Source organism: Sorangium sp. So ce302, from assembly GCF_051530145.1.
GTDB lineage: Bacteria > Myxococcota_A > Polyangia > Polyangiales > Polyangiaceae > Sorangium > Sorangium cellulosum_B.
In genome coordinates, this window is sequence record NZ_CP150326.1 from 5,011,880 (window position 1) to 5,038,049 (window position 26,170).

Sequence of the window (26,170 nt, forward strand, 5' to 3'; positions counted from 1 at the left end):
CCAGATGGACGAGCCGTTCGAGCGCGCCGAGGTGCTCGACAAGCCCGGGATCGTCGGGGCGCGCTGGTGGCACAAGGGCCTGGCCGACGCGCCGAAGGACGCGTCGCGGCGGAACGCGATCCTGGCCGCGCTCGGCGCTGTCGGGCTCGTCGGCGTGGCGGCCGCGATCGCCGTGGCCGCGGACGGGTGCTCGGACGATGAGACCGCGGTGCAGCGGAAACGCGCGCTCGACATGCAGCGGACGTTCGGCTGGAGCTTCGGCGCCGCGCAGGAGAGCGTGACGTTCGACGGTGAGTCGAAGAAGCCGTTCGACCGGGCCGCGCTCGCGAGGATGTCCACCGACCTCAGGCCGGCGGACGAGGGCGCGCGCGCTTACTACGTGCCCGCGCTGTTCGAGTCGCCGTCGGCGGTGCCCACGCTCGTCGCCGGGGGGGATCCGGCGCCCATCACGCCGCTCGGCGATGTGCTCCGGCCGATCTTCACTGCGGCGATGGACCGCGCCTACCGGAGCGGCAAGGCGCTCGCGTCGCTGCTCCTCGCCGCCCGGACGGACAGCGGCCTCCGCCGCGACATCGCGGTCATCGTGGATCTCGACGGCCCCGAGTCGGTGGCCTTCGCCGCCGGTGCGGCGGAGGCGTTCGACCCGGTGTTCACGTTCGACAACTGGCCGCATCCGCGGGGCGTCGTCAAGGCGCACCTGACGCTCGCCTCGGCGGCGTACTACCAGCCGCTCTTCGCCCGGTCTCATCCCGGCCCCCGCGCGACGATGTTCGTCCTCGATCGACAGCGGCTCTCGCCCTATTCGGACGACGCGACGCAGTTCGACAACCGGCATGTCGCGAGGCTGCCGTCCGCCGAGGCGCTCTGGGACCGAGGGGTTCGCCATGTGCTGGTCGTGGTGCCCGCGGAGAGGGACACGACCGAGTCCGACGACCTCAACGACGACCTCGTTGCGTTCCGGTCGCGCCGGCTCGATGTCGGGTTGATGGCCGCGAGCGTCTTTGCCGCCGATCCGGCGGAGCCGAAGCCCGCGAACGACACCGAGGACTGGCCTCCCTACTACTATGGCGGCCGCGCCGCGTCGCACGGCTGGTTCTGGATCGACTATCCGTGGGGGCCGCCCCCTCGCCCGGCGCCCGTCGAGCCGAGCGCGCCGAGGCCCGGCAAATTGTACGTGCCGACGCAGCGCGCGACGCCGTTCTCGAGCGGCACCGCGTCGAGCGGGGTGTCGCCGAGCCCGGACGGCTTCGGGACGGTGCCAGTCGTCGTGGCGCTCGGCACCGGCGTGATCCTCGGCGCGGCCCTCAGCCGGAGCGGCTCGTGGAACCGGGCTTCGGGCGGATACGGAGGCTGACCGTGGAGCACTCGATCTTCGCGATGGAGGTGTGTGCGCGCATGGACCCCGGGAGCACGCTGCAGCGCACGCTGCACGAGGCCGTCCAGGTCCAGTTCGAGAAGATGAGCCTGCAATACAAGTGGTACCAGTACCGCCGCGCGCAGATGGCGCTGCTGTCCAACCTGCACGCCCTCGAGAAGGGGTGCTGGGACTACTTCGACGACGACTCCCGGGCGCTCAACGATTACGGCATGTGGTCCCGCGGCATGATCACGGAGGAGGGCGCGCGCAAGGGGCCGTCGGGGACGCCGGACCCGTACCGCGGCCAGCCCCGCTACCTGACCTTCACGATGGCGTTCCTGCTGATCCAGGGCTCACCCACGGATCGGATGCTCCGCACGGTCTGCGACATCCCCAAGGACCGCCTGTGGCGCCGCGACGTGTTTGGCCACATCCTCCAGAACCTCGGCCACGTGAGCTTCGCCAGCGTGAAGTCGGATGTCATCTACCTGATCCCGCGGGACGAGGGCTGGGCGCTGACGGCCGACGATCTGACGGATCCCAAGTTCCACTACCTGCGGAAGATCGTGTAACAGTAACACTGTGTAGCACTGCCTTGAAATAGCGAGCTGGAACCACGGATCGTGCGCCAGCAAACGCCTTGTGCAGGGCCGCCAGGTCGAGGCGGCGGGGCTCACGCGGGGGCTTGTCGAAACGTGCGTGGTGTGGTGACGTGATCGCAGGGCGATCTCTGCCCTGGCGCGCACCAAGCCAGCGAGTCGCCCGTCGTTGTCTGGTGGGTTGAGCGAGGTCGATGCGTGATGGAGGAAACCGAGCTGGACACGATCGCGGCGCTCCGGAGCGAGAACGACCGATCCGGGTGGGCTTGCCGGGCGCCTACGACATCAAGCTGTGGATTGACACGCTCTTCTTCCCCGTCACCGACGAGGCCGGCGCAAGATACGTCATCGAGACGCACCGCGACGTGACCCGGCAGCAGATCGAGCTCTTCGAGCGCCAGGCGGCCGAGGAGGAGAACCGGCGGCTGCAGGAGGAGATACAGCGCACGCGGGAGGCCGCGCTGCGCGCCCTCTCCACGCCGCTCATCCCCATCGCCGAAGGCGTGCTGGCCATGCCCCTCGTCGCGACTTTGACAAGGATCGCGCCCGCCAGGTGCTCGAGACCCTCCTCGACGGCGTGGTCCAGCGCGGGGCCCGTACGGCGATCCTCGACGTCACCGGCGTCACCGGCGCCGGGGACGAGGTCGCCCAGGGGCTGGTCCAGATCGCCAAGGCCGTGCGCCTGCTCGGCGCCGAGGTGGTGCTCACCGGCGTCCAGCCGCAGATGGCCCGGGTCATCGCCGCCATCGAGGAGAGCCTCCACGGCGTCGCCGTCGTCCGCAGCACCCTCGAGAGCGGCATCGACCACGCGCTGCGGGCACGCCGGGCGGCCGGGCGCTGAGGGGCCGCCCTCGGGCACCGCGGCATGCGCCGGACTGCGCCCGGGCACCGGCCAGGTCGGCTTGGGCGCCGCCCGTGCTGTCCCGGGCGCTCGCCAGACGCTCAGCGGAGCTGCGGCCGAACTTCAGGAACACCGCCGGCGTGACGACGATGTCGAGCAGCGTCGACGAGAGCAGGCCGCCGAGGATCACGACGGCGACGGGCTGCAGGATCTCTTTGCCCGGCTGACCCTTGGACAGCGCGATGGGCACGAGCGCCAGGGCGGCGGTGAGCGCGGTCATCAGCACCGGAACGAGGCGTTCCAGCGAACCCCGGACGATCATCGCCTCACCGAACGACTCGCCCTCTTCCTTCATGAGGTGGATGTAGTGCGAGATCATCATGATGCCGTTGCGCGAGGCGATGCCGCATAGCGTGATGAACCCGACGAGGGTCGCGACGGACAGGACCCCGCCGGTCAGAACGACGGCGAGCACCGAGCCGACCAGAGCGAGCGGGATGTTCAAGAGGATCTGGAGGGCCACGGTCCACGAGCGGAACTGCGAGTACAGGACCACCAGCATCCCGGCGAGGCTCGCGAGCGAGAGCCATCCGATCAGCCGCGACGCCGAGCGCTGGCTCTCGAACTGCCCGCCGTACGTCGCGTAGTAGCCCGGCGGCTTCGGGATCGCGTCCACGGCGCGCTGGATATTGCTCACGACTTGCTCCAGGTCGCGCCCCGCCACGTTGGCCGAGACCACGATGCGCCGCTGCGTGTCGTCGCGGCTGATCTGGTTCGGCCCCATGCTCTCCGTCACGTCGGCGAGGTCGGACAGCGGCACCTTCGCGCCGCTGGGCGTATCGACGAGCGTGCGCCGCAAGGCGCCCGTGTCCTCGCGGAGCTCCGGCGGGTACCGCAGCACCACATCGATGGTCCGCTGCCCCTCCAGAAGCTGTGTGACGGTACCGCCCGCGAGGGCGAGCTCGAGCATCTCCGAGAGCTGACCCGCGTTGACCCCGAGCTGCGCCGCGCGCTCTCGGTTCACCTTGATGGCGATCTGCGGGATGAGCACCTGCTGCTCGATCTGCAGGTCCTTCACCCCGGCGACGCCCTGCATCGCGTCGCGCGCCGCCTTGCCGAGGCGCCGCAGCTCGCCGAGATCCTCGCCGAAGATCTTCACGGCCACCTGCGCACGGACGCCCGAGAGCAGGTGGTCGAGCCGGTGCGAGATCGGCTGGCCCACGTTGACCGCCACGCCGGGGATCTTGTCGAGCTGGCCGCGGATGTCGCCGAGGATCACCTCGCGCTCGCGCTCGGACGCCCGGAGATCGACGTCGATCTCCGAATAATGGACCCCCTCCGCGTGTTCGTCGAGCTCCGCCCGGCCCGTCCGCCGCCCGGTCGACACGACCTCGTGGACCTCGTGGATCAGCTGCTCGGCGAGCGTGCCGAGGCGACTCGACTCGGCGAGCGACGTGCCCGGCCTGGCGATGACGTTCACTGTGAGCGTCCCCTCGTTGAACGGCGGGAGGAACTCGCCGCCCAGGAACGGCACCGTCGCCGCGGCGGCGAGGACCAGCGCGCCTGCCGCCGCCATCACGGCCCCGGGGTGCCGCAGCGACGCCGCGAGCACGCGCCGGTCCGCGGCCTTGAGCTTGCGCACCAACCAGCCTTCCTCGTGGCTCATGCGCTTCATGGACGGCAAGAGATACGAGCAGAGCGCGGGAGTGACCGTCAGGGATACAACCAGCGATGCAAGGATCGACACGATATAGGCGACCCCGAGCGGAGCGAAGAGCCGCCCCTCGATGCCGCTCATGGCGAACAGGGGGACGAAGACCAGGACCACCAGGATCGTCGCGAAGACGATGGAGCTCCGGACCTCGCTCGACGCGTCGCGGATGACGTCCATCGCCGGCCGCGGCGAGGCGAGCGCCCTGTTCTCTCGAAGGCGCCGGAACACGTTCTCCACGTCCACGATGGCGTCGTCGACGAGCTCGCCGATCGCCACCGCGAGACCGCCCAGCGTCATCGTGTTGACCGACAGGTCGAAGGCCCGGAACACGAGCGCGCTCGCGATGAACGAGAGCGGGATGGCGGTCAGCGTGATCGCGGTCGTCCGGAAGTTGAGCAGGAACAGGAAGAGGACGATCGTGACCAGGATCGCGCCGTCGCGCAGCGCCTCGACCACGTTGTGGACCGCGCCCTGGATGAAGGTCGCCTGCCGGAAGAGGTGCGGGTTGATGGTGACGCCCGCGGGCATCGACCTCTGCAGCTCGGCCACGGCCTTGTCGATGCTGCCGGTGAGCGCGACGGTGTCGGCGCCCGGCTGCTTCTGCACCGAGAGGATCACGGCGGGCTTGCCGTCGATCGACCCGTCGCCACGCTTGATGCGCGCGGCCTCTTGCACCGTGGCGACCTGCGCCAGGGTCACCGGCGTCCCGTTCCGCATGGCGATGACGGTCGCGGCGATGTCCGCTTCGGTCCGGGCGCGGCCGAGCGTCCGCACGAGGAACTCCAGCCCCCGCCGGTCGACGTAACCGCCGGTGGCGTTGGCGTTCGCGCCGGTCAGGGCGCGCGAGATCTCGTCGAGCGACACCGCCGCGGCCGCGAGCTTGGCCGGGTCGACGGTGACCTGGATCTGGCGGACCTCGCCGCCGATGGGGATCACCTGCGCGACCCCCGGGATCGTGAGCAGCCGCGGCCGGATCACCCAGTCGGCCTGGGTCCGGAGGGTCATGGGCGAGACCCCATCGCCCTGCACCCCGATCAGCAGGATCTCCCCCATGATCGAGGCGACGGGCCCCATCTGCGGCGTGACGCCCTTCGGGAGCTGCTCCGTCACCGTGGCAAGGCGCTCGGCGACGAGCTGTCGGTCGCGGTAGATGTCCGTGGACCAGTCGAACTCGACGTACACGACGCTCAGGCCGACGCCCGAGGTAGAGCGGACGCGCTCGACCCCGGGCGCGCCGTTCATCACCCGCTCGAGGGGCACCGTGACCAGCGTCTCCACCTCCTCGGGCGCCAGCCCGGGAGCCTCGGTCATGAGGGTGACCGTCGGCCGATTCAGATCAGGAAAGACGTCGATCGGGAGCTTCAGCAGCGAGTACGTCCCGTAGACGAGCACCAGCGCCGCCGCGGCGATGACGAAGAGGCGGTTCCTGAGGGAGAAGCGGATCAGGGTTTCGAACATGGTTCCTGCTAGCCCCCGGCGGCGAGGAGGACGGCCATGGCGCCGTCGACGACCACGCGCTCTCCCGCCGTCACGCCCGCCGTGATCCCGATCGCGCCGGCGGACTTCGGCCCGATCGCGACCGCGCGCAGCTCGAACGTCTCGGGGCCGGTCTTCACGACGACCGTGGGCGTGCCGCTGCGATCGAGCAGCGCCGAACCCGGGACCACGACGCTCTCGACGGGCGCGCTCCCCGCCATGCTGATGTTGACGAGCGCGCCGACGCGCGCGCGCCGGTCTTTGTTGTCGAACTCGAAGAGCGCCTGGACGGAGCGGGTCGCCGGGTCGACCAGCGACGCGACGGCGAGGCGTCTGGCCTCGAAGCGCGCTGCGGGACCCGTGACGAGCGTCACCTCCGCGCGATCGCCCGCTAGGCGCGCTGCGTCCGCCTCCGGGATGCGCACGTCGACCCAGAGCGTCGCGAGATCGACGACGCGCCAGAGCTCGGTCCCCTCCGCGACCTGGGCGCCCGGGCTCACGCGGCCGGAGACCACCGTCCCGTCGATCGTCGCGCTGAGCCGCTGCGCGCCCGCCCCGCTCGCGAGCACCCCGACGTCCGCCCGGGCGCGCGCGACCTCGGCCCTGGCGATTTCCACCTCGGCCTCGGCGGCCTGGATGTCCTTCTCGGCGACGATCCCCTTGAGCTCGCGGCGTCGTGCGAGCTCGCGTTCGGCCAGGCCGAGTCGCGCCTCGGCGGCGGCGACCCGGGACGCGGCGTCGCTGCGCGACAGCCCGAGCTGCGCGCTCTCCGCGCCGCCCAGGCTCGGCCGGAGCGTCGCGAGGAGCTGCCCCTTCTTCACGTCGTCGCCGAGCCGGAGGAACCCGCCCTCGGGCGGGAAGAGCCGGCCGGACGTCGGGGCCACGACGGCCAGCTCGCCCGCGGGGCGCGCGACCACGGTGCCGATCTGCCCGAGGCTCGTGGCCAGCGCGCCGCGCTTCGCGCGCTCGGTGCGCAGCCCGAGCAGGAACTGGGTCTCGATCGGCACCCGGGCCACGTTCGGGTCCGCCGCGGCGCTGGCTGCGGGCTTTGCGGGCACGCTGTGGTCCTCGCCGCCGTGCGCGTCGGCGCGCTCCCCGAGGCCCGTGACCGCGAGGGCCGAGGCGATGGCGAGCGCGGCGGTGATGGACAGGGATCGGGCGCGGCTCACGAGGCCCCCTGCGGGAGCGCGGAGGGATCCTCGGGGCGACGGGTAGCGGCAGGCGGCTTCCGCCTCGAGCGACGCCCGAGCGCATACCCGATCCCGCCGCTGAGCACGGCCAGCGCTCCCGCGGCCGCCGCCAGGCCGCCGAAGGGCAACTCCCGGCCCGGCGTCATCCCGGTCGGCGCGGCGGCGGGCGCGATGGCGCCGAAGCGCAGGTCCCCGACGAGCACGAGGTCGAAGGCGTCCCCGGCCTCGACCGATACGACCCCGTTGGCCGTTGCTCCTTCCGGGGCAGCGGGGAACGCGACCTCATAAACGCCGGCGGCTGCCGTCTTCCCCGCGTCCGCGGCGAACGTCAGCCCTCCCTTCAGCTCGAGGCGGACACGCGCGCCTTCGACCGGCGCGCTGGAGTCGGCCCGAGCGACGTAGAGGCGCGCGGGCAACGGTCCTTCTGCCTTCTTCGCCGGGTACTTGATGACGACCGAGAACACCGCCGTTTCCCCGGACACGACGTGCTCTGTCCCGGTGCTCGCGGCGATCGGCGCGGCGGGCGCCGCATGATCCTCGCCGCCGTGCGCGGAGGCGCGCGGGGCCGACGCAACCATCGCGAGCGCCACGGCACAGGCGAGGTGCTTCTTGTGCATCATGGTTCTTCTCCGAGCGCGCGGGACAGCTCCGCGCGGGCTTTCAGGTAGGCGGCGCGCGCCTCGAGGATCTGGACGCGCGCGCGGGCGACGCGCTCGGCGCGGGCGAGGGTGTCGAACAGATCGATCTGCCCTGCTGCGTAGCCCCTCTCGACCATCGCCTGCGCCTCGTCGAGCCGGGGAGCGATGGCCTGCCACCGCGCGAGGGCCGCCCAGCTCGCGTCGACCGCGGACCTCGCGCGAGTGACCGCTGCGCTGATCTGCCGGGCGGCGATCGCGCCCTGCTCGCTGGCGGAGCTCGCGTCGGCGAGCGCGCGGGCTCGCTCGGCCTGGTTCCGGTCGAAGAACGGCAGCGGCACGGACAGCGTGATCTGAAGCTGCGTGCGCTCGTGCCGGACGCCGGCCGCCCCGTCCGGGCTGGCCAGGGCGGCATCGCGCTCTTCTCGCCCCATCTCGACCCCGAGGCCCAGCGTGGGCTCCGGGAGCGCGGCACGTGCGGCGAACGCGCGCCGTGCCTCGGCCTCTCCCATCCGGGCCCGCCAGAGCCCAACCTCGGGCCGGCGGCGGAGCGCGGCGGCCACGAGCACGTCGCGGCCACGGGCGTCTGGCGGCCGGACCGGCGCCTCCGCGACGCGGAGGGACGAGGGCTCCGCAGCGGCGATGAGCACCCCGAGCCGCGCCTGCGCGCGCGCGAGCTCGGCCTTCGCGCCGGCCAGCTCGGTCGTCGCACCGGCGCTCTCGGCGCTGGCCAGGATCGCGTCGAGATCCGACCGCTCACCGGCGCGGGAGGCCGCCGCGGTGCCAGCGGCAATGCGCTCGAAGACCCGGTCGAGCTCGGTCCAGACGGCGTGCACGCGCTGCGCTCGCTCGAGCTCGATGAACGCCTCGGCCGCCTCGGCGAGCCCGTCGAGCTTCAGCACCACCCCCTCCAGCTCCGCGACGGCGACCTTCTGCTGGCCGGCGCGCGCCGCTGTGGCCGCGACCCCGACGACGTCGAGCCCTTGCTCGATGCCGACCGAGAAGGTCCGGTCCTCCGGGTGTCCGAACGGTGCGCCGAGATCGACGCCCCCCGTGAGCACGGGGTTCGTGCGGGGCCAGCGCCCCGCGCCGGCCGCCTCCGCGCGTGCAGCGCGCGCGCCCTGCTTCGCCTCCACCGCCGCGGTGGACCGCGCGGCGGCGCGCGCCTTCACCTGGGCCCACGTCAGCGTTTCGCCGCGGGCGCCCGACGCGGGCACGAGCGTCAGCGTTGCAGCGAGGGCCGCGAACATCGCGCATCGGGTCCGGTGCGGCCGCCGGGTCGTCATCTCAGTGCCCCGCGTGGTGGTCGTGCCCCGCGTGGTCGTGCCCCTTCTGGCCGTCGTGCCCCGCATGGCCTTCGAGATGGAACGCGAACCGGAGCGAGGTCGCGGTCCCTCCGGCCGGCGTGATGCTGAGCACCCCGTCCACGTGGTCCTGCTTGACCGGATCGATCTTGCCCCGCAGCACATCGGCCTTCTCGTCGTAGGCGAGCTGGATCTCCTTCGCCCCCGCGACGACGGGCCGTAGGCTCGCCGTGACGCCCTTCGCGGAGCGAGGCTTCTCGGCCGAATCCAGCATCCAGACCGTGATGTCGCCGGTCTTCTCGAGCTTCACCTCGACATGACCCCCTGCGAGCGACTGGACGACGCCGCCATGCGGCGAGCCGTGCGCGTGGTCGCCGGCCGGATGGTCGGCGGGCGCGTCGGCGAAGGCCGCCGTTCCGCTGGCCGGCACCGTGAGCGTCATCTTCATCGGCGCGCCGCGGACCTTCAGATCCCAGGTGTAATCCGCGTTGTTCGGCGCCGGGCCCTTGGCCGAGAGCGAGCCCTTCGCCTCATTCGGCGCGAGCGTCAGGGTCTGCTTCTCGCCCTTGCCCTTGGGCTCGATCGTGATGGTGCCGGAGACGTCCTTCGGCGGGATCGGCGTCCGGACCGCGTCGCTGACGTAGAGGTCGATGGCGCCGTCGGCCCCGACCACGACCTCGACGTGGTTGTCGCCCTCCATGGTGACCAGGCCTCCGTGACGAGCGTTGTGATCCGCGTGGGGGCGGGTGCTCGCGGCGTGGTCGTGGGGCGCATTCATGGGGGGCGGCGCCGCGGCGGGAGCTTGTGTCGAGGCGGTGCTTTCGTGGTGGTGGCCAGGTGTCTCCTTCGTGGAGCAGGCCACAAGCGGGATCGAGACGAGCAGAGAGAGAAGGATTTGGCGCATCGTGCTTTCCTGGAGCCGAGGTGCTTGCCCTGGCGAGCGGGGTCCTCAGCAATCAGCGCGCCAAGCGGTCGCGGCCCGGAATTCCGGGCTTCTGCGCGGCGCCCGGTCCCCGTGGTGACCTCGACGGTCACGATCCAGTGGCCGATTCAGTCACAAACTACCCCCGCCGGGGCGGGGACCGCGTCGGCCGGGCCTGATCGGCGGCTCAGCGCGCCCGTCAGCGCTCGATTGCGGCCCCGGTACGCAGCTTGCGAGGATGCGCCCCTCCATGGCTCCGCCTCCCGCTCCACAGCGCCCGTATCGACTCCGCCGCCGGCTGCTCCTGGTCATCAGCCTCCTCGTCGCCCTGGTCGCCGTGAGCGGCGTCGCCACCGTGCTCACGGGCCTCGCGTCCCGTCGCGCGATCCTGGAGGCCCACGACTTCGAGGTGGCCTCCCGCCGGGCTGCGCTCCTCAGCGTCACCGCGCGCGAGCAGTACATCCACGAGGCCCACACGATCATCCTGCGCGACCGCTCCCACGTCGCGCACCACGACGCCTGGGTGAGCGAGCTCGGCGCGAAGCTCGCCGAGCTACGCCCCGGCCTCGACGCCGAGGCGGCCACGAAGCTCGACGACATCGAGAAGACGAGCCGCGAGCTCAGCCAGCTCTTCTCCATGACCATCCTCCCCGCCATCGATCGGCAGGACTCGCACGAGGTCCACCACGCGCACGACCGTGCGAACGCGCTCGTCGACCGGATGACGCAACATGCGGACAGCCTGGCGCGTCACTTCGACGAGCGCGCCATGGCCGCCGAGCGCCGGGCTGAGCAGTTCATCCGGTTCGCTTTGATCCTCGCGACGGCCGTCTGCGCGCTCGCCGCGGCGCTCGCCTTGATCGCCGGGCGCAAGCTCTGGCGCTCTTTCTCCACCCCGCTCGCCTCGCTCGAGCGCGTCGCCGGGCGCGTCACCGCTGGAGATCGCAGCGCCCGCGTCGAGCCGGTGGCGGCCGTGGAGCTCGCGGCGGTCGCCGACGCGTTCAACCGCATGCTGGACGCGCTGTCGCGCACCGAAGCCGAGCTGGTCGCCTCGGAGCGGCTGGCGGCGGTCGGCCGCGTCGCCGCCGGCGTCGCGCACGAGATCAACAACCCCATCGCCGTGATCCGCGGTTACGTGAAGACGATGGCGAAGGAGGCGGAGAAGCCCGAGCTCCGCGAGGAGCTCTCGATCCTCGACGAGGAAGCGGCGGCCTGCCAGCGGATCGCGGAGGAGCTGCTCATGTACGCGCGCTCTCCGATCCTCTCGCCGCGCCCCGTGCAGGCCGAAGAGCTTCTCAGGGACGCGGCCTCGCACTGCGACGGCGGGCCGGGGCGGCGCGACCAAGTCCCGCTCGTGGACGCCGAGCAATTCTTCATCAACGTGGATCCGCTCCGCATCCGGCAGGTCATCGTCAACCTCGTGACCAACGCGCGCGAGGCGACCTCTGGAACCTCGGAAGGTGACGATATCCTCGTGCGCGGAAGGCGGCAGGACGATGGCTACCGGATCGAGGTCCTGGACCGGGGAGCCGGTATTCCCGAGGCGGCGCGCGAGCGGCTCTTCGAGCCGTTCTTCACGACCCGCCGCGACGGCACCGGCCTCGGCCTCGCGGTCTGCTATGGTCTGGTGACCGCGCACGGCGGGACCATCCGGGCGGAGCCCAGGCCGGGAGGCGGGTCCCAGTTCGTGATCGACTTGCCGGGCGTCCTCATCGAGGAAGCAAGGGAGAGCCAGGAGCGCGCATGAAGCCGACAGTGCTCGTCGTCGACGACAAGGCGAACATGCTGGCGCTGCTCTCCAAGGTGCTCGGCAAGAGCGCCAAGGTCCTGACGGCGCGGGGCGTGCGAACGGCGCTCCAGATCCTTGAAACCGAGCCGGTCACAACCGTCGTCTGCGATCTGCGCATGAACGACGGGGACGGGCTGGAGGTGCTCCGGGCAGTGCGCGCGCGCTGGCCCGGAGTGCCCTTCATCCTGATGACCGCGTATGCGTCGGTCCCGACCGCAGTCCAGGCCATGCGCGAGGGCGCCTACGATTACGTGACGAAGCCGTTCGACCCGGACGAGCTGCGCGCGCTGGTCGAGCGGGCCACGGCGCAGGCCGCGGTGCTGAAGGGCGAGCAGGAAGCGCCGGATGCCCAGGGCTTTGCGGGCATGACGGGGCGTTCGCCCGCGATGCGGGCGCTCTACCAGCTCATCGAGCGCGTGGCGCCGACGGACGCGAGCGTGCTCATCCTGGGCGAGACAGGCACCGGGAAGGAGCTCGTGGCGCGCGCCATCCATGAGCACTCGTCCCGCGCGTCGCACCGCCCCATCGCCGTCAACTGCGCGGCCATCCCCCGTTCGCTCATCGAGAGCGAGCTGTTCGGGCACGCGCGCGGCTCGTTCACGGGCGCGGCCACGGACCGGGCGGGGCTCTTCGAGGAGGCGCACGGGAGCACGCTGTTCCTCGACGAGATCGGCGAGCTCAGGCCGACGGTCCAGGCGAAGCTCACGCGGGTGATCGAGGAGCGGGCGGTGCGGCGCATCGGCGAGTCGCGCGAGCGCAAGGTGGACGTGCGGCTCATCAGCGCGACGCACCGCGACCTCCGGGCCATGGTCAAGACGGGCGCCCTCCGCGAGGACCTGTGGTTCCGGCTCAACGTCTGCGTCGTCGAGCTGCCCCCGCTGCGCGAGCGCGCGGAGGACATCCCGCACCTGGCGCAGCGGTTTCTCGCCGAGCGAGCGCCGCAGTCGCGCTCGTCCGCGACCGGGTTCTCGGCGGCGGCGATGAGCGCGCTCCAGATGTACCGGTGGCCTGGCAACGTGCGCGAGCTCAAGAGCGCCGTCGAGCGGGCGCTGGTCATCGAGACGACGAGCGAGATCCGCCTCGAGTCGCTGCCGTCCGAGGTGCAGGGGGCGAGCCCGCTCCGGCTCACGAGCTCGAGCGACGTGGACCTCGCTCAGCTCTCGTATCGGGAGGCGGTCGACGCGTCGCGCGAGGAGATGAACCGGCGCTACCTGGAGGCCGTGATGCGCCGCTTTCGCGGCGACGTGCTGAAGGCCGCCGCCCACGCGGGCGTCGAGCGGGAGAGCTTCTACCGGCTCCTCCGCCGCTGCGGCCTCTCCGCCGACGACTTCCGCGAGGAGCGCCGGGGCACGGACGGATCGAAGAACTGAGCGGGCATTCACCGCGGAACATGGGCGAGCCGGCGCCTCGAACGCCGGAAACCATGGTCCTGCTCGCCCGCCATCGCGGGCGTCATTGCGCACCGTCTGCTGCGGGAGCGCCGGGCGGCCGCGCGAAGCGACAAGCGGCGCCCGCGGGGTGCCTGGGATGTAAGAAACCCGAACCGCGCTCGTCGGCGAGGAGGGAGACGACATGAACCACGGGCATCACCACGATCACGGCCACCTTCACGAGCACGGCCGCCCTGCTCCTGCCGACCTGGACCGAGAGCAGATGAAGGATCCGGTCTGCGGGATGACTGTCTCGCCCGAGACGGCCGCGGGGCGGCACGAGCACGGCGGTCGAACGTACTTCTTCTGCAGCCAGCGCTGCCTCGCCAAGTTCCAAGCGGAGCCCGAGAAGTACGCGCCCGTCGGGGCGAGGGCCGAAGGAGCGCCCACGCCGGCCCCCCAGGGAATCACCACGTGCCCGATGCACCCCGAGGTCCGACAGCCCGGACCGGGAACATGCCCCTCGTGCGGGATGGCCCTGGAGCCGCTCGATCCGGCCCAGGCGACGCGCGTCGAGTACGTCTGCCCGATGCACCCCGAGGTCGTCCGCACGGAGCCGGGCTCCTGCCCGATCTGCGGGATGGCCCTCGAGCCGCGCACGGTGACGCTCGAGGACGCGCCGAACCCGGAGCTCGCGGACATGTCCCGGCGCTTCTGGATCAGCGTCCCGCTGAGCCTCGTTGTCCTCGTGCTGGGGATGTCCGAGATGCTCCCGGGCCAGCCGGTGCAGCTCCTCCTCGACCGATGGCTCGTCTGGATCGAGCTCGCCCTCGCCACGCCCGTGGTGCTCTGGTGTGGCGCTCCGTTCTTCGAGCGCGGCTGGGCCTCGATCAGGACTCGGCACCTCAACATGTTCACCCTGATCGCCATCGGCACGGGCGCCGCCTACGCGTACAGCGTCGTGGCCACGCTGACGCCCGGCGTCTTCCCCCACTCGGTCCGCCACGGCGGCGTGGTCCCGGTCTATTTCGAGGCCGCCAGCGTCATCATCTCGCTCGTGCTGCTCGGCCAGGTCCTCGAGCTCCGCGCCCGCAGCCGGACGAGCAGCGCGCTCAGGGCGCTCCTCGGCCTCGCCCCCAAGACCGCCAGGCGTATCGGCGCGGACGCCCACGAAGAGGACGTCTCTCTCGAGCTCGTGCAGCCAGGCGACCGGCTGCGCGTGCGGCCGGGGGAGAAGGTGCCGGTCGACGGCGAGGTCCTCGAGGGGAGCAGCGCGGTCGACGAGTCGATGGTCACGGGCGAGCCCATTCCGGTCGAGAAGACGCCCGGCGCCCGTGTGGTCGGCGGCACCGTCAACGGCACGGGCGGCTTCGTGATGCGGGCCGATCGCGTCGGGCGCGACACCCTGCTCGCCCGGATCGTCCAGATGGTGGGCGAGGCCCAGCGCAGCCGCGCCCCCATCCAGCGCCTCGCGGATGCCGTCGCCGCGTACTTCGTGCCCGCCGTGATCGCGATCGCGGCGCTGACCTTCCTGGTCTGGCTGCTCGTCGGGCCGGAGCCCAGGCTCTCCCACGCGCTCGTCAACGCCGTGGCTGTGCTCATCATCGCGTGCCCATGCGCGCTCGGCCTCGCCACGCCCATCTCGATCATGGTCGGGACGGGGCGGGGCGCGACGGCCGGTATCCTGATCAAGAACGCCGAGGCGCTCGAGACCTTCGAGAAGGTCGACACCCTCGTCGTCGACAAGACCGGCACGCTCACCGAGGGCAAGCCGAAGCTCGCCTCGGTCGCGACGCTGGGCGACCTCCCGCCGAACGAGATCCTCAGGCTCGCGGCGAGCCTCGAGCGCGGGAGCGAGCACCCGCTCGCGAGCGCGATCGTCGCCGGGGCCCTCGAGCAGGAGCTCGAGCTCCTGCCGGCAGAGGGGTTCCGGTCGATCACGGGCAAGGGCGTGGTGGGCATGGTGGCCGGGCGCTCGGTCGCGCTCGGCAACCTCAAGCTCTTCGAGGAGCTCGGTATCCCGCCGGATGATCTCCCGCGCCGAGCCGAGGAGCGCCGGCAAGAAGGCCAGACGGCGATGCTCGTGGCGGTGGATGGCAAGGCGGCCGGCATCGTCGGCGTGGCCGACCCGGTGCGCGCCTCGACCAGCGAGGCCGTCCGTCTCCTCCGCGAGGAGGGCATCCGCCTGATCATGCTCACCGGCGACAGCCGCACGACGGCGGAGGCGGTCGCCCGGAAGCTCGGCATCGAGCACGTCGAGGCCGAGGTGTTGCCCGATCAGAAGGCCGCGGTCGTGAAGCGCCTCCAGGCCGAAGGCCGCATCGTGGCGATGACGGGCGACGGTATCAACGACGCGCCCGCGCTCGCGCAGGCGCACGTCGGCGTCGCCATGGGCACCGGGACCGACGTCGCCATCGAGAGCGCCGGGATCACGCTCGTGCGCGGCGACCTCCGCGGGCTGCTGCGCGCGCGGAAGCTCAGCCGGGCGACGATGCGCAACATCCGACAGAATCTGTTCTTTGCGTTCGTCTACAACGCGCTCGGCGTGCCGGTCGCGGCGGGCGTTCTTTACCCGGTCCTCGGGGTGCTGCTCAGCCCGATGCTCGCCAGCGCAGCGATGAGCCTGAGCTCGGTGTCGGTCATCGGCAATGCCCTCCGGCTCCGCCGGGTCGAGCTCTGATCGAAGGCGCGAATAGGTCAGCGTCGGAACGGCAGGGCCAGCACCTGCCAGAACTGCTGCGACGGCGGATAGCCCGCGGAGCGGTCGACGCCCAGGCGGCGCGGGGCCGCGTCCGGCCGGTACACGAACGTCCCGAAGACCAGATCCCACAGCGGAAGTACGGTCCCGAAGTTCCGGGCCTCGTCGATGTCGGCGCTGTGATGATAGCGGTGCAGCTCGGTGCCGATGAACACGTAATTCAGGAATCCGGCGCGGATGTCGACGTTGAAGTGCGAAATCATCGTCTGCAGATCGATGAGCAACATCGCCGCGAAGACGGCCTGCGGCGACAGCCCCAAGATCAGCAGGGTCGACTGGATCAGCACCGCCGAGATGAGCGCGTTGAGAGGGTGAAACACGCCGTGCATCACCACGTACACGCGATCCGGAAGGTGATGCGCCAGGTGGACCTTCCACAAGAAGCGCCCCAGGGCTCCGTTGCCTTCGTGGCTGAGGCGATGGAACCAGTACTGCAGCAGCTCGAAGACCACAAGGAAGACCCCCACGCTGAGGAGCACGGAGGCGCTGGCGAGCGGGCCCTGATGCCGCTCGCTGAGCCACAGGGCCAGGGTGCCGAAGCCGGTCCGCACCACCGCGATGGTGACGCCCGAGGCCAGCAGGTACTTGAGGTCGCGCCAGAAGCTCTGGCGGGTCATGCCCCAGTCCGGCGACAGCGGCAGCAGGCGCTCGACGGTGATGAGAAAGACGGTCAGGCCCAGGAGGTAGCCCCACAGGGCGCGGCTCAGGTCCCAGCCCTGCGTCACGGCGGCGTAGATGATGTACAAGGTCACCGCCAGCAGCAGCGGGTACAGCAGGCGGCTCGTCATCCAGATCAGCGTTCCTCGCATGGGATGGATGCTGAGGTCGGGCGCCTCTTCCACCTAGCGACACGGACCGCGGATTGAACGTTAGTGAACAAGAGCTCGAAAAAGTCCGGAAACGAGGACAGGGACAGGGGCGGCGACAGGACGCGGGCCGCCGGCAAGATCGCGGATCGGCGCGTGCAGAAGAGCCGGAAGCTGCTCTCGGACGCCCTGGTCTCGCTGATCCTGGAGAAGGGCTATGACGAGGTGTCCATCCAGGACATCATCGATCGAGCCAACGTCGGGCGGTCCACGTTCTACTCGCACTACGAGAACAAGGAGCAGCTGCTGCTGTTCGGACACGAGCACCTGCGGGCGCTGTCCCTGCGGGATGCGGGACGTCCGTTCGACTTCCTGCCGTTTTACCGCCACCTCGCCGAGATGCACGAGCTGGTGCGCAAGCTCCTGTCCGCAGAGAAGAGCGAGCGGGTGCTGACGCGCTCCCTGGAGGACATCCTTCAGGGCAGCATCTGCCGCCTGTACGCTCCGCGGATGGCGCCGGAGGAGGGCGCCCTGTTCATGCTCCGCTGCGAGGCGGCGGCGGCGGCGCTGGTGCGGCTGATGACGAGCTGGGTCCACAAGGGAATGCCGTGCTCACCGGAGCGGATGGCGGAGGAGAGCACGGCGCTGCTGCAGCGGGTCCTCGCGGACGAGCGGGCCGCGGCGAGCGGACGGACGCGGAGGGAGTGAGGCGCAGCCGCGCCAGCACGTCCAGGCGGAAGCTACGGAGAGCAAACCTGTTCGCCTTGCCGGTCAGCGGACGGATCGAAGAGCGTAGCGGGCATCCGCCTCTGGGCGACACGGGCGAAAAAAACGTGTCCGCGCGTCACGCCTGGCCCGCTGGTGCCTAGAACAAGCGGCGGCGTCCCGCTGCACCTCGCCGCTGTGACCAAATAGGTTACATTCAGGGGATACCAGGAACCAGCAAGGAGACACCGTCATGGCTTACTCTCGACTCATCGGCCTCGCCGCCGTCGGCCTCGCCCTCGCCGCCTGCGGAGGCTCGGAGACGGGGAGCTCTTCCGCCGGCGCCACGGGAGGGGGCGGCGGTGCGGGAGCAGCGAGCGGCACGGGGGGGCACGGCGGTACTGGAGAGGGAGGCGGGAGCGGCGGCGGGCCTCCGGCGACGGCGCCCGACGCGCCGGTGCTGTCGTTCGTGATGCCGATGCTGGACGTGCTTCACGTCGAGTGGGTGCCGCAGCCGGAGTGCGATCAGATCGAGGCCGAGCGCAAGGACCCGATGCACGACTACGCCGTCGCCTTCACCGTCGCAGGATCGAAGAAGGCCTACATGGACTCCGATGCGACGGAGGACATGGAGTACACGTACCGTCTTCGCTGCAAGGTGGGCGAGGTCTACTCCGGGTACTCCAACGAGATGTCCGGCAACCCCACCGACGAGGAGAGCGAACATTGATACGGCTTTCGCGTGCTCTTTCGGGCGTCGCCTTGCTGTCGCTGCTCGCGGCCGGGTGCGCCGCCGATCGGGTAGAGGAGCCGCCCGCCCCCGATGCCTGGGGCGAGCCCGCCGCCGCGCCCGACAGGAACCCCGATCCCAGGATCGTCGAGGTCGACCTCGAGGCCAAGGAGGCAGAGAAGACCTACCTGGAGGGCACGACCACCACGGTCTGGTCCTACAACGGTGCGGTCCCCGGGCCTCTCATCGAGGCGAACGTGGGCGACACGCTGATCGTCCACTTCAAGAACAGCCTGCCGGAAGAGACGACCATCCACTGGCACGGTATCCGGGTGCCCAACGAGATGGACGGCGTGATGGCCGTGCAGGAGCCGATCGCGCCCGGCGAGACGTTCACGTACCAGTTCACGCTGCGGGACACCGGGTTTTACTGGTTCCACCCGCACGTGATGGAGCCGGAGCAGATCCAGAAGGGGCTCTTCGGCCTCATCCGGGTGCGTGGACCGAACGAGCCGGAGGCCGATGTCGAGAAGATCGCCGTGCTCGGGGACGTGTCCCTGAACAAGGACGGGACCTTCAATGAAGAGCTCGACGACGACACGATCATGATGGGCCGCGAGGGCAATGTCGTGCTCGTCAACGGCCACGTGATGCCAGCGCTCGATGTGCAACCGGGCGGGCTCACGCGTCTCCGGATCGTCAACGTGGCGAACGGGCGCTTCTTCAACCTGGCGCTCCCGGGCCACACATTCCGCGTCATCGGCACCGACGGCGGGCTGATCCCGAAGCCGTACGATGCCGAGAGGCTCCTGGTCTCTCCCGGCGAGCGCTACGACGTGCTGTTGATCGCCGACGGCGAGCCGGGAACGGAGCTCACCCTGATGAACGAGCCCTACGAGCGCGGGCACCACACCGGACTGGCCGAGCCGATGCCGCTCGCCAGGGTGCGGATCGGCGAGGGGCCCCGGCTGTCCGGGCGCACGCTCCCCGAGACGGGCCCCGCCATCGAGCGGCTACCGGGCGGGCCGGCGGAGGCGACGATCACGTTCGACGAGGGGTATGTCGATGGCAAGCTGACGTTCACGATCGACGGCAAGGCGTTTCCGGACGTCCCGCCGCTCGACGTCGAGAAGGGCTCGGTCCATGTCTATGACCTGAAGAACGACGCGGAGATGGACCACCCGTTCCACCTCCACGGCTTCTTCTTCCAGGTCCTGGCCAGGGACGATGTGCCGGTGGCCGACGAGGAGCTCGCCAACAAGGACACCGTGATCCTGCCGCAGCGGTCCACCGTGCGCATCGTGACGCGCTTCGATGAGCCGGGCATGTGGATGTATCACTGTCACATCCTCGAGCACACCGAGCGCGGCATGATGGGCGAGATCCACGTCGGGCCCTGAGGACCCGCTCACCTTCGCCGAGGCGGTCTCGGTCGCCTCGGTCGATCATGATGGACTTCACGCGCGAGCGGGGGCGCGGCGCGGACGCTGCACATCACCGCCTCGGCGGCGAGCCGGCGCATCGCGCAGCTCGAGGGCGAGCTCGGCGTCCGTCTGTTCCACCGGACCACGCGCGCGCTCCGGCTGAGCGACGAAGGCCGCGCCTTCCTCGAGCGGTGCCAGCGCATCCTCGAGGAGCTGGAGGCCGCGAAGCAGTCGATCGCGCACGCCCGCGGGATCCCCGAGGGACGCCTCTGCGTCGAGGCGCCCGCGGTCCTCGGGAGGCTCGTGCTCGTGCCCGCGCTGCCAGGCTTTCTGGCACAGCATCCACGCATCGAGCTCGATCTCCGGCGACGGGACGCGGTGATCGACCCGGCAGCGGAGGGGGTCGACGTCAGCCTGCGGATCGGGCATCTCCGGGACGCCCAGGTCGTGGCGCGGAGGCTCGGCGTCACGCGGATGCTCGTGTGCGCCTCACCGGAGTACCTGCGCCGGAGCGGGCCGCCGGCGACGCCGGAGGACCTCCAGCGGCACCGTTGCCTCGCGTTCGTCCGCGAGAGCCGTGTCGTGCCATGGCGTTTCCGTGCAGAGAGCGGGGCGCTCCGGTTCGAGCCCACTGGCTCGCTCAGCGTCAACGACGGCGACGCGCTCAAGGCGCTGGCCGTGGCTGGCGCCGGGCTCGCCTGGGTCTTCGACTTCATGATCGCGCCCGAGCTCGCGTCAGGGGCGCTGGTCACCGTGCTCGATGAGTTCGCCGTGGACGAGCGTCCGATCCACGCGCTCTACCAGAGCCCGCGGCACGTCATCCCAAGGGTGCGGGTCTTCCTGGACTTCGCCTCCACGCTGCTCGGATCACCCCGTTCGTGAGACGCCTGGCGCAGCCCGACGCGAGCGCCCGTCCACTGGCCTGAGGGGGTCGCCGAGCGGATACTTCACGGTGGTCGGTCCCAAGATGATCAGCTAACGATCTCGCCAGGAGGTGCCGGGTATACCGGCGGCCGTGGGACCTGGTGCCTCCATGCCTGATGACCTCGCCAGGCACACGAGGACGTGCGCGATAGAGGGGCGAACTCGCCAGTTGACGGGTGGACACGTAGCCATGCCGGATTTGATGGAGGAACTGGATGACCCTATCCAGGCGTCGCTTGTTTGCTGAAATCGCCACGGTCGCCGCTGCCCTTGGAGCATGCCGGGCAGCTTATCCCGAGGCGGGAGACGCTACCCCCGTGGCTGCACCGGCGGGGAGCGACCCGATGGCGCTGGCGCGGGACGAGCGGTTCTGGCGCAGGATCGCTCGCCAGTACCAGGTGAGTCCAGACTTCACCAACCTAGAAAATGGCTACTATGGAATCATGCCTGAGCCGGTGTACCGTGAGTACCTGCGCAACACCAGGCGGCTCAACGACTCGAGCTCGTACCTGCTGCGTACCACCTACAAGGGCGAGGAGGAACGGGTCCGCGAGCGGCTTGCCGCTGTGGCGGGCGTATCGAAGGAGGAGATTGCGCTCACCCGGGGCGGCACCGAGGCGCTGCAGAACCTCATCGGGGGCTATAACCGGCTGCGCCCCGGGGACGCTGTCATGTACGCCGACGTCGACTACTACAGCTGCCAGTACGCCTTCAACTGGCTGCGCGATCGGCGCGGCGTGGACGTCGTGACCATCTCGATCCCGGAACCGCCGACCAGGCAGGCCGTCCTCGACACCTACGCCAGGGCGCTGCACGAGCACCCACGGGTCAAGCTGCTTCTGCTCACTCATATCAACAATCGCACCGGCCTCGTTGTGCCCGTGCGCGAGGTCGTCGCCATGGCCAGGGACGCCGGCGTGGACGTGATCGTCGACGCGGCCCACTCCTGGGGTCAGCTGGACTTCACGATCGGCGACCTGAACGCGGATTTTGCTGGGTTCTCGTTGCACAAGTGGATCAATGCACCGCTCGGCGTCGGTTTCCTCTATATCCGCAAGGGTCGGACCGCCGACATCGACCGCTTCCTCGCCGACGAGCTCCACCCGGCAGACGACGTGCGCTCCCGGGTTCACTCGGGCACGCTCGACATCGCCCCCTTCCTTACCCTGCCGGTCGCGTTGGACTGTCATCTCGCGCTGGGCGCTGCGGCGAAGCAGGCCCGGCTACGCTACCTGCGGGATTGCTGGGTCAGCCGGGTGAGACAGATCGGTAACGTCGAGGTGCTGACCCCGGACGAGCCGGAGATGTACGGGGCGATCACGTCGTTCCGGATAGCCGGGCGAACCTCGGAGGCCGACAACGTGGCGATCGCCGATTATCTGATGGACGCGCACCGGATCTTCACGGTGCGCCGCGGCGGGCTCGCGAAAGGTGACTGCGTGCGGGTGACCCCCGCCTTGTATACCTCGGTCGATGACGTCGACCGTTTGGCGAGAGCTCTGGTGGATGTCGCCCATCGGTTTCGAAGCTGACAGAGGACGCCGGAAGCGCGCACCGCGAAGAACGGACCACGCAGCACCGGGAACGCCGGCGGGCGGGTTCGCCCGAGGCATGGGGGCAAGAGAGCCTCCCGGTCAGCGCGCTTGATCCCGCTCGGCACGCTGGCGCAGCCCGAGACTCAGCCACAGGACTTCGGCGGCGAGGGCCGCGAGCATGGCCGCCGCGGCCGCCGTGGCGCCGGGCATCTTTGCTCGGATCCCCGAGGCAGCAGCGCCCAGGAGGACGGTTGTTCCGAGCCATGTCGCAACATTGACCCGGCTCGTGCGACCTTCGCTGATCAGGAACCCCTGAACCGCGTTTTGAAGTGAGATGACCATCGGCACGATGGAGCAAAGTAGGACGACGGGCAAACCTCCTGCCAGAAGGGACGAGTCATGTCCGAGGAAGGCACTCAGCAAGAGCCGCCCAGGCGACGTCACCGCGACGCCGAGCAGAAGCAGTGTACAGGGTACTCCGACGCTCAGCGCAAACCGAACCAGGAGGCCGTCCGACGCCTGGGCGCGGTTGCGGATGATGACTTGCTGGACCATGCGCGTCGTGTTCGCGATCAAGAGCACGAAGCCCCACGCGGCGGGCCAGGCAGCCAGCGCGACGGACGCATCTTCGGCGCGTGCCACGAGCGCTACGAGGATCGCGCGTCCGCCCCAGACCACGAGCATGGAGTTGGCGAGCGGCCAGTAGAACCGCCAGACGCCGGCGACATCCGTCGGGAGGTCGCGCGCGTCTGCGGTTTGCGGCGCGTGAGCTGTGCCGAGCTTCCTGGCCGCTACCGTCACGAGCAGCGCCTCGGAGATCACGCCCAGGATGAGCGCTGTGCCCGCGAGCCAGGCGCCTGGCATGCCGGTCGCGAACCCGACCGCGAGCACGGCGGCGAGGACGGCGAGCCTCGCCAGGCCCGCCCGGCCCACCTGCCTGGCGTGGCCGGCGCGGATGAGCTGGCCTTGGAAATAGCGCCGCCACCCGATCGCGGCCGGCCAGAGGATCAAGAGGAGCAGGACGACCTGCGCACGTTCGCCGATTGCGCCGTCGAGGCGCAAGACATGCCGCCCCAAGAACGCGAAGGCGGGCGGCGACGCCAACAGCAAGAGGCCGCCCGTCAGGACCGCTAGGGCGATCATCATGAAGCGAAAGAGCGCCCTCCGGGACGCCACGGCAGCCGACAGCGCGTTCGAGGCGTGCAGGAGCATGATGATCGGACTCTCGAAGAACACTGCGAGCGACTTCGCCACACCGGCAGCTGCCAGGTTCACCTGGGCCTCCGGCAGGTGGGCGAGCGTCGTCGTGATGAGCGGTTCGCCGGCCGCCATCGTCACCTCGCTCAGCGATAGCGGGAGGAACTGCGCCCAGAGCGACCGAACCGTCATCTCCGTCGCCTCAGGCTCGCTCATGCTGCGCGTTCTCCATCATCTTCTCGCGGGACGCCGGTTCGAGCCTCCGGATCGCCGCCATGAGGGCATCGTCCTCCAGGATCTCGATGCCCTGCGCGGCGAGCCATTCCCGGTTGTAGACGGTCTCCAGATATCGATCGCCGCGGTCAGGGTTGATGAACACGACCTCTTGGCGCCGCACGAAGGGCGCTGCGTAGGCCAGGCCAGCGGCCACGATCGCGCCGGTCGACGCTCCCAGGAGCAGGCCCTCCTTCTTGGCCAGCGCGTGACAGACGGAGAAGGCCATCTGGTCTGAAATAGAATACGCGGCATCCAGCGCCACCGGAGTGAAATTGGGTGGAACGAAGGAGAGGCCCAGCCCGGTCATCTTGTACGGATGGCGCGGCGTTCCGAGGATGGCGGAGCCGGCCACGTCGACGCCGACGAGCTTGGTGCCAGCGTACCAGCGCTGGAAGAACTTCGCGACCCCAGCGAGCTGGCCGGCCGTGCTGATGCCCAGCACGATCACATCCGGCGGGCCGCTGAAGGCCTCCTCGATCTCGGGCGCCGTGTAGAGCGCATGGGCCTCAGGGTTCGAAGGATTGAGGTGCTGGCAAGGGTACCACGCGCCGGGGATCTCCATGGCGAGCTCGGCCGCCTTCCTCATGCGAGCCACCTGCATGGAACCGTGCGCATCCATTGCAGAGAGCGGTACGTCCATGAGCTCCGCGCCGTAGGCCTCCAGCATACGCCGCATGGGCGGGGCGGTCTTGGCATCAACGACGATGATCACGCGGTAGCCCCGGGACGCCCCGACCATGGCGAGACCGATGCCGAAATTGCCCGAGCTCGACTCGACGATCGTTCCGCCGCGACGCAACAGCCCTCTCGCTTCAGCTTCCTTGATGAGGTACGCGGCGTTCTTCTCCTTGATGCTACCGCCGGGGTTGCACGACTCCAGCTTGAGGAACAGGTCGTGTCGCTCGCATACCTCTCCCATGCGGTTCAGGCGGACGAACGGGACATGGCCGATGGCCTCGCTCACGTCGCGGGCGAGCCGCGGTCTGCGCTCGCGAAGCCTGCGCTCGCGAAGCGCGAAGGCATGCGCTCGCGTGCCCTGCCTCCTCACCTCGCGCGCGATGCCCGGTGGCCTGGGCTCAGCGCGCTCGAACGCCGGCGCCGCCATCGACGGCGCTCGCGTCCTCTTGTTACGGGCGGTCGGGATCAAGGCACGGCCGTGATGCATGTTCGTCTTGTCCATTCGCTTGCTGCCTCTCATCCAGTCCCCTGCTGCTCTATTCGGTCGTGCAGCCGTGAACGCAACGCGCATGCCAGGCCGTTTCAGCGAATTTGCCCGCGAGTTTCGGTCCTCGAGCTCTGCGGGTAACCGCATCGGTCATATGAATTGTAACCCTATCGGTTACATCCTTCGCGCCGCGGGCGGCGCAACGTGGAGACCGGCCGCCCGCGGCCACCCGTTGCGGAGGAGCTCATCAAGGCTCGCCATACAGCTTCGCCGCCCCTGCCATGTCGAGCCAGGTCAGCACGTAGTCTCCCCCGTTGGTGCCCTCGCACCGGCTCTCCGCGTTGTAGTGCATCACCGACGCCGGATCATAAGGCGTGAGCGCCCGCCAGCCGGGACGCTCGGTGCAGGCGCCGTTGCCCTCCGGCCGGGCGTGCTCGTGCCGGAAGCCGAGGACGTGCCCGAGCTCGTGCCGGAGGACCCCGGTCAGGGTCTTCGAGGCGGAGCGAGCGATGTTCTCCAGATCGATGAAGACCTGGTGATACCCCCGCGCGACCATGCTGGGAAGGAAAGCTCGCCCGTTGTACGTGGTGCCGCTGGCGGGGACGACCTCGAACAGCACGGGATGCTCCTCGGACTCGCAGGCCTCGTCCTGGTCGGGCTGGTAGACGAAGCGCACGGCGGCGGCGCTCGCCCAGCTGGACTCGGCCGACCGCGTCGCGGCGACCACCGCGTCATAATCGTCGCCGAAGCGCGGAGAGACGCAATACGTCAGGTTCATCTTCTGCTCGTCGCTCCAGCGGTCATCGCTCCCGTCGCTGCGCTTGTTGACGATGAGCGCCCCCGGCTGCTGGCGCACGGCGAAGAGCTCCTTCAGGGTCACGTCGTCGTGAACGCCGATGTCGCCGTCGACGAGATAAGCGCCGTCGTTCGGATCGCGCGGGAGGCTGGCCTTCCATTCATCGAAGCTCTGGTAAGTATCATCGACGGGCTCGCCCGCATCGGACGACGGGTCGGCGACGCAGCCCGCCGCGAGGACGGAGGAGGCGGACAACAGGAGGAGAGAACCTTGAATAGATGGAGGGATGAACATGGTGAGCTCCTTGCTCGGGCCGAGCCGGGCCAAAACCCCATGATTGCGCAAGGACTACGCAAGCGCCATACCAGGGCTTCAAGGCCGCCGGGAGGATGGAAGTCCCCGTGCCAGGTTCGATCGCCCCGATGGAGGAGCGAAGCGGCCGCCTCGTTGTGCCTTCCACGGTCACAGGCGATCGTCATACGGCATCAGTTTTCGTCGATCGGAGCGCCGCTCGGCGCTCCTGAGTTGTGACCTGTGGGGTCACGGCGCGGTGACCGCAGGGGTCACCGGGACGGCCGCAGCGCGCACCGCGGCGAATGCCGAGGCTGGCCGAGGTCCTCGCGCGTCCGATCAGATGTGCAGCGGGCCGAGCTCGAG

At 70.1% G+C, this 26,170-nt stretch carries 20 protein-coding genes and 1 pseudogene; 12 read left to right on the top strand and 9 right to left on the bottom strand.

All coding sequences use genetic code 11. The features are described 5' to 3' along the window. Positions 1–4: 4 nt before the first annotated feature. The 3 genes from WME73_RS18990 to WME73_RS19000 all read left to right on the top strand — a co-directional run bounded on the left by WME73_RS18990 (position 5) and on the right by WME73_RS19000 (position 2,797). On the top strand, positions 5–1,354 hold the full coding sequence (locus tag WME73_RS18990; protein ID WP_437917407.1) for a hypothetical protein: 1,350 nt from the start codon (positions 5–7) through the stop codon (positions 1,352–1,354). Positions 1,355–1,356: 2 nt separating this feature from the next. Next, a complete protein-coding gene (locus WME73_RS18995; RefSeq protein WP_437746816.1) occupies positions 1,357–1,929 on the top strand; it encodes a hypothetical protein in 573 nt (190 codons plus the stop codon). A gap of 580 nt (positions 1,930–2,509) precedes the next feature. Beyond that, positions 2,510–2,797 (top strand): STAS domain-containing protein, encoded by a 288-nt coding sequence (locus tag WME73_RS19000; protein WP_437916596.1) that lies wholly within the window; start codon positions 2,510–2,512, stop codon positions 2,795–2,797. Here the strand turns inward: WME73_RS19000 and WME73_RS19005 are convergent. Genes WME73_RS19005 through WME73_RS19025 form a run of 5 tightly spaced genes read right to left on the bottom strand, consistent with a single transcriptional unit; the run spans position 2,691 to position 10,020 of the window. After that, positions 2,691–5,969: an efflux RND transporter permease subunit gene (locus WME73_RS19005; protein ID WP_437916597.1), complete on the bottom strand. Its 3,279-nt coding sequence runs from the start codon at positions 5,967–5,969 to the stop codon at positions 2,691–2,693. The two genes, WME73_RS19000 and WME73_RS19005, sit on opposite strands and share 107 nt — an antisense overlap. A gap of 8 nt (positions 5,970–5,977) precedes the next feature. Further along, positions 5,978–7,156, bottom strand: coding sequence for an efflux RND transporter periplasmic adaptor subunit (locus tag WME73_RS19010; protein WP_437916598.1), 1,179 nt, complete (start codon positions 7,154–7,156; stop codon positions 5,978–5,980). Continuing rightward, positions 7,153–7,797, bottom strand: coding sequence for a hypothetical protein (locus WME73_RS19015; protein ID WP_437916599.1), 645 nt, complete (start codon positions 7,795–7,797; stop codon positions 7,153–7,155). The genes WME73_RS19010 and WME73_RS19015 overlap by 4 nt, the downstream gene beginning before the upstream one ends. Continuing rightward, complete coding sequence (locus WME73_RS19020; RefSeq protein ID WP_437916600.1) at positions 7,794–9,062, bottom strand: TolC family protein; 1,269 nt, start codon at positions 9,060–9,062, stop codon at positions 7,794–7,796. The genes WME73_RS19015 and WME73_RS19020 overlap by 4 nt, the downstream gene beginning before the upstream one ends. 37 nt (positions 9,063–9,099) lie before the next feature. Then, positions 9,100–10,020 (bottom strand): hypothetical protein, encoded by a 921-nt coding sequence (locus WME73_RS19025; protein ID WP_437916601.1) that lies wholly within the window; start codon positions 10,018–10,020, stop codon positions 9,100–9,102. A gap of 268 nt (positions 10,021–10,288) precedes the next feature. Here WME73_RS19025 and WME73_RS19030 point away from each other — a divergent pair, with 268 nt between their 5' ends. The 3 genes from WME73_RS19030 (at position 10,289) to WME73_RS19040 (ending at position 15,877) form a co-directional block, all read left to right on the top strand. After that, positions 10,289–11,785 (top strand): sensor histidine kinase, encoded by a 1,497-nt coding sequence (locus WME73_RS19030; protein WP_437916602.1) that lies wholly within the window; start codon positions 10,289–10,291, stop codon positions 11,783–11,785. Next, positions 11,782–13,197, top strand: coding sequence for a sigma-54-dependent transcriptional regulator (locus tag WME73_RS19035; RefSeq protein ID WP_437746824.1), 1,416 nt, complete (start codon positions 11,782–11,784; stop codon positions 13,195–13,197). Before WME73_RS19030 ends, WME73_RS19035 begins: the two co-directional genes overlap by 4 nt. A 202-nt stretch (positions 13,198–13,399) precedes the next feature. Continuing rightward, positions 13,400–15,877: a heavy metal translocating P-type ATPase gene (locus tag WME73_RS19040; protein WP_437916603.1), complete on the top strand. Its 2,478-nt coding sequence runs from the start codon at positions 13,400–13,402 to the stop codon at positions 15,875–15,877. A 17-nt stretch (positions 15,878–15,894) separates the two neighbouring features. Here WME73_RS19040 and WME73_RS19045 read toward each other — a convergent pair whose 3' ends face one another. Further along, entirely contained in the window at positions 15,895–16,764 is an 870-nt protein-coding gene (locus tag WME73_RS19045) for a sterol desaturase family protein (protein ID WP_437916604.1), read from the bottom strand. 63 nt (positions 16,765–16,827) lie between these two features. On the opposite strand from WME73_RS19045, the gene WME73_RS19050 reads away from it, so the two are divergent. The 6 genes and pseudogenes from WME73_RS19050 to WME73_RS19075 all read left to right on the top strand — a co-directional run bounded on the left by WME73_RS19050 (position 16,828) and on the right by WME73_RS19075 (position 22,076). Beyond that, positions 16,828–17,469, top strand: a complete 642-nt coding sequence (locus tag WME73_RS19050; RefSeq protein ID WP_437916605.1) for a TetR/AcrR family transcriptional regulator — start codon at positions 16,828–16,830, stop codon at positions 17,467–17,469. 250 nt (positions 17,470–17,719) lie between these two features. After that, positions 17,720–18,196 carry a hypothetical protein gene (locus tag WME73_RS19055; protein ID WP_437746828.1) on the top strand — a complete coding sequence of 159 codons (477 nt, stop codon included), beginning with the start codon at positions 17,720–17,722 and terminating at the stop codon, positions 18,194–18,196. Next, on the top strand, positions 18,193–19,596 hold the full coding sequence (locus tag WME73_RS19060) for a multicopper oxidase family protein (protein ID WP_437916607.1): 1,404 nt from the start codon (positions 18,193–18,195) through the stop codon (positions 19,594–19,596). Before WME73_RS19055 ends, WME73_RS19060 begins: the two co-directional genes overlap by 4 nt. An 84-nt stretch (positions 19,597–19,680) precedes the next feature. Then, positions 19,681–19,785, top strand: a pseudogene (locus tag WME73_RS19065) (LysR family transcriptional regulator); the annotation flags it as partial. 87 nt (positions 19,786–19,872) lie between these two features. Then, the gene (locus WME73_RS19070; RefSeq protein ID WP_437917408.1) at positions 19,873–20,502 is read left to right on the top strand and encodes a substrate binding domain-containing protein; all 630 of its coding nucleotides are present in this window, start codon (positions 19,873–19,875) and stop codon (positions 20,500–20,502) included. Positions 20,503–20,861: 359 nt separating this feature from the next. Beyond that, entirely contained in the window at positions 20,862–22,076 is a 1,215-nt protein-coding gene (locus WME73_RS19075) for an aminotransferase class V-fold PLP-dependent enzyme (RefSeq protein WP_437746830.1), read from the top strand. A 102-nt stretch (positions 22,077–22,178) separates the two neighbouring features. Here WME73_RS19075 and WME73_RS19080 read toward each other — a convergent pair whose 3' ends face one another. The 3 genes from WME73_RS19080 to WME73_RS19090 form a co-directional block, all read right to left on the bottom strand. Further along, positions 22,179–23,492: a hypothetical protein gene (locus WME73_RS19080; RefSeq protein ID WP_437916608.1), complete on the bottom strand. Its 1,314-nt coding sequence runs from the start codon at positions 23,490–23,492 to the stop codon at positions 22,179–22,181. Beyond that, entirely contained in the window at positions 23,479–24,516 is a 1,038-nt protein-coding gene (locus tag WME73_RS19085) for a cysteine synthase family protein (RefSeq protein WP_437916610.1), read from the bottom strand. The genes WME73_RS19080 and WME73_RS19085 overlap by 14 nt, the downstream gene beginning before the upstream one ends. A gap of 448 nt (positions 24,517–24,964) precedes the next feature. Further along, a complete protein-coding gene (locus WME73_RS19090; RefSeq protein WP_437916611.1) occupies positions 24,965–25,807 on the bottom strand; it encodes a hypothetical protein in 843 nt (280 codons plus the stop codon). Positions 25,808–26,170: the final 363 nt, after the last annotated feature.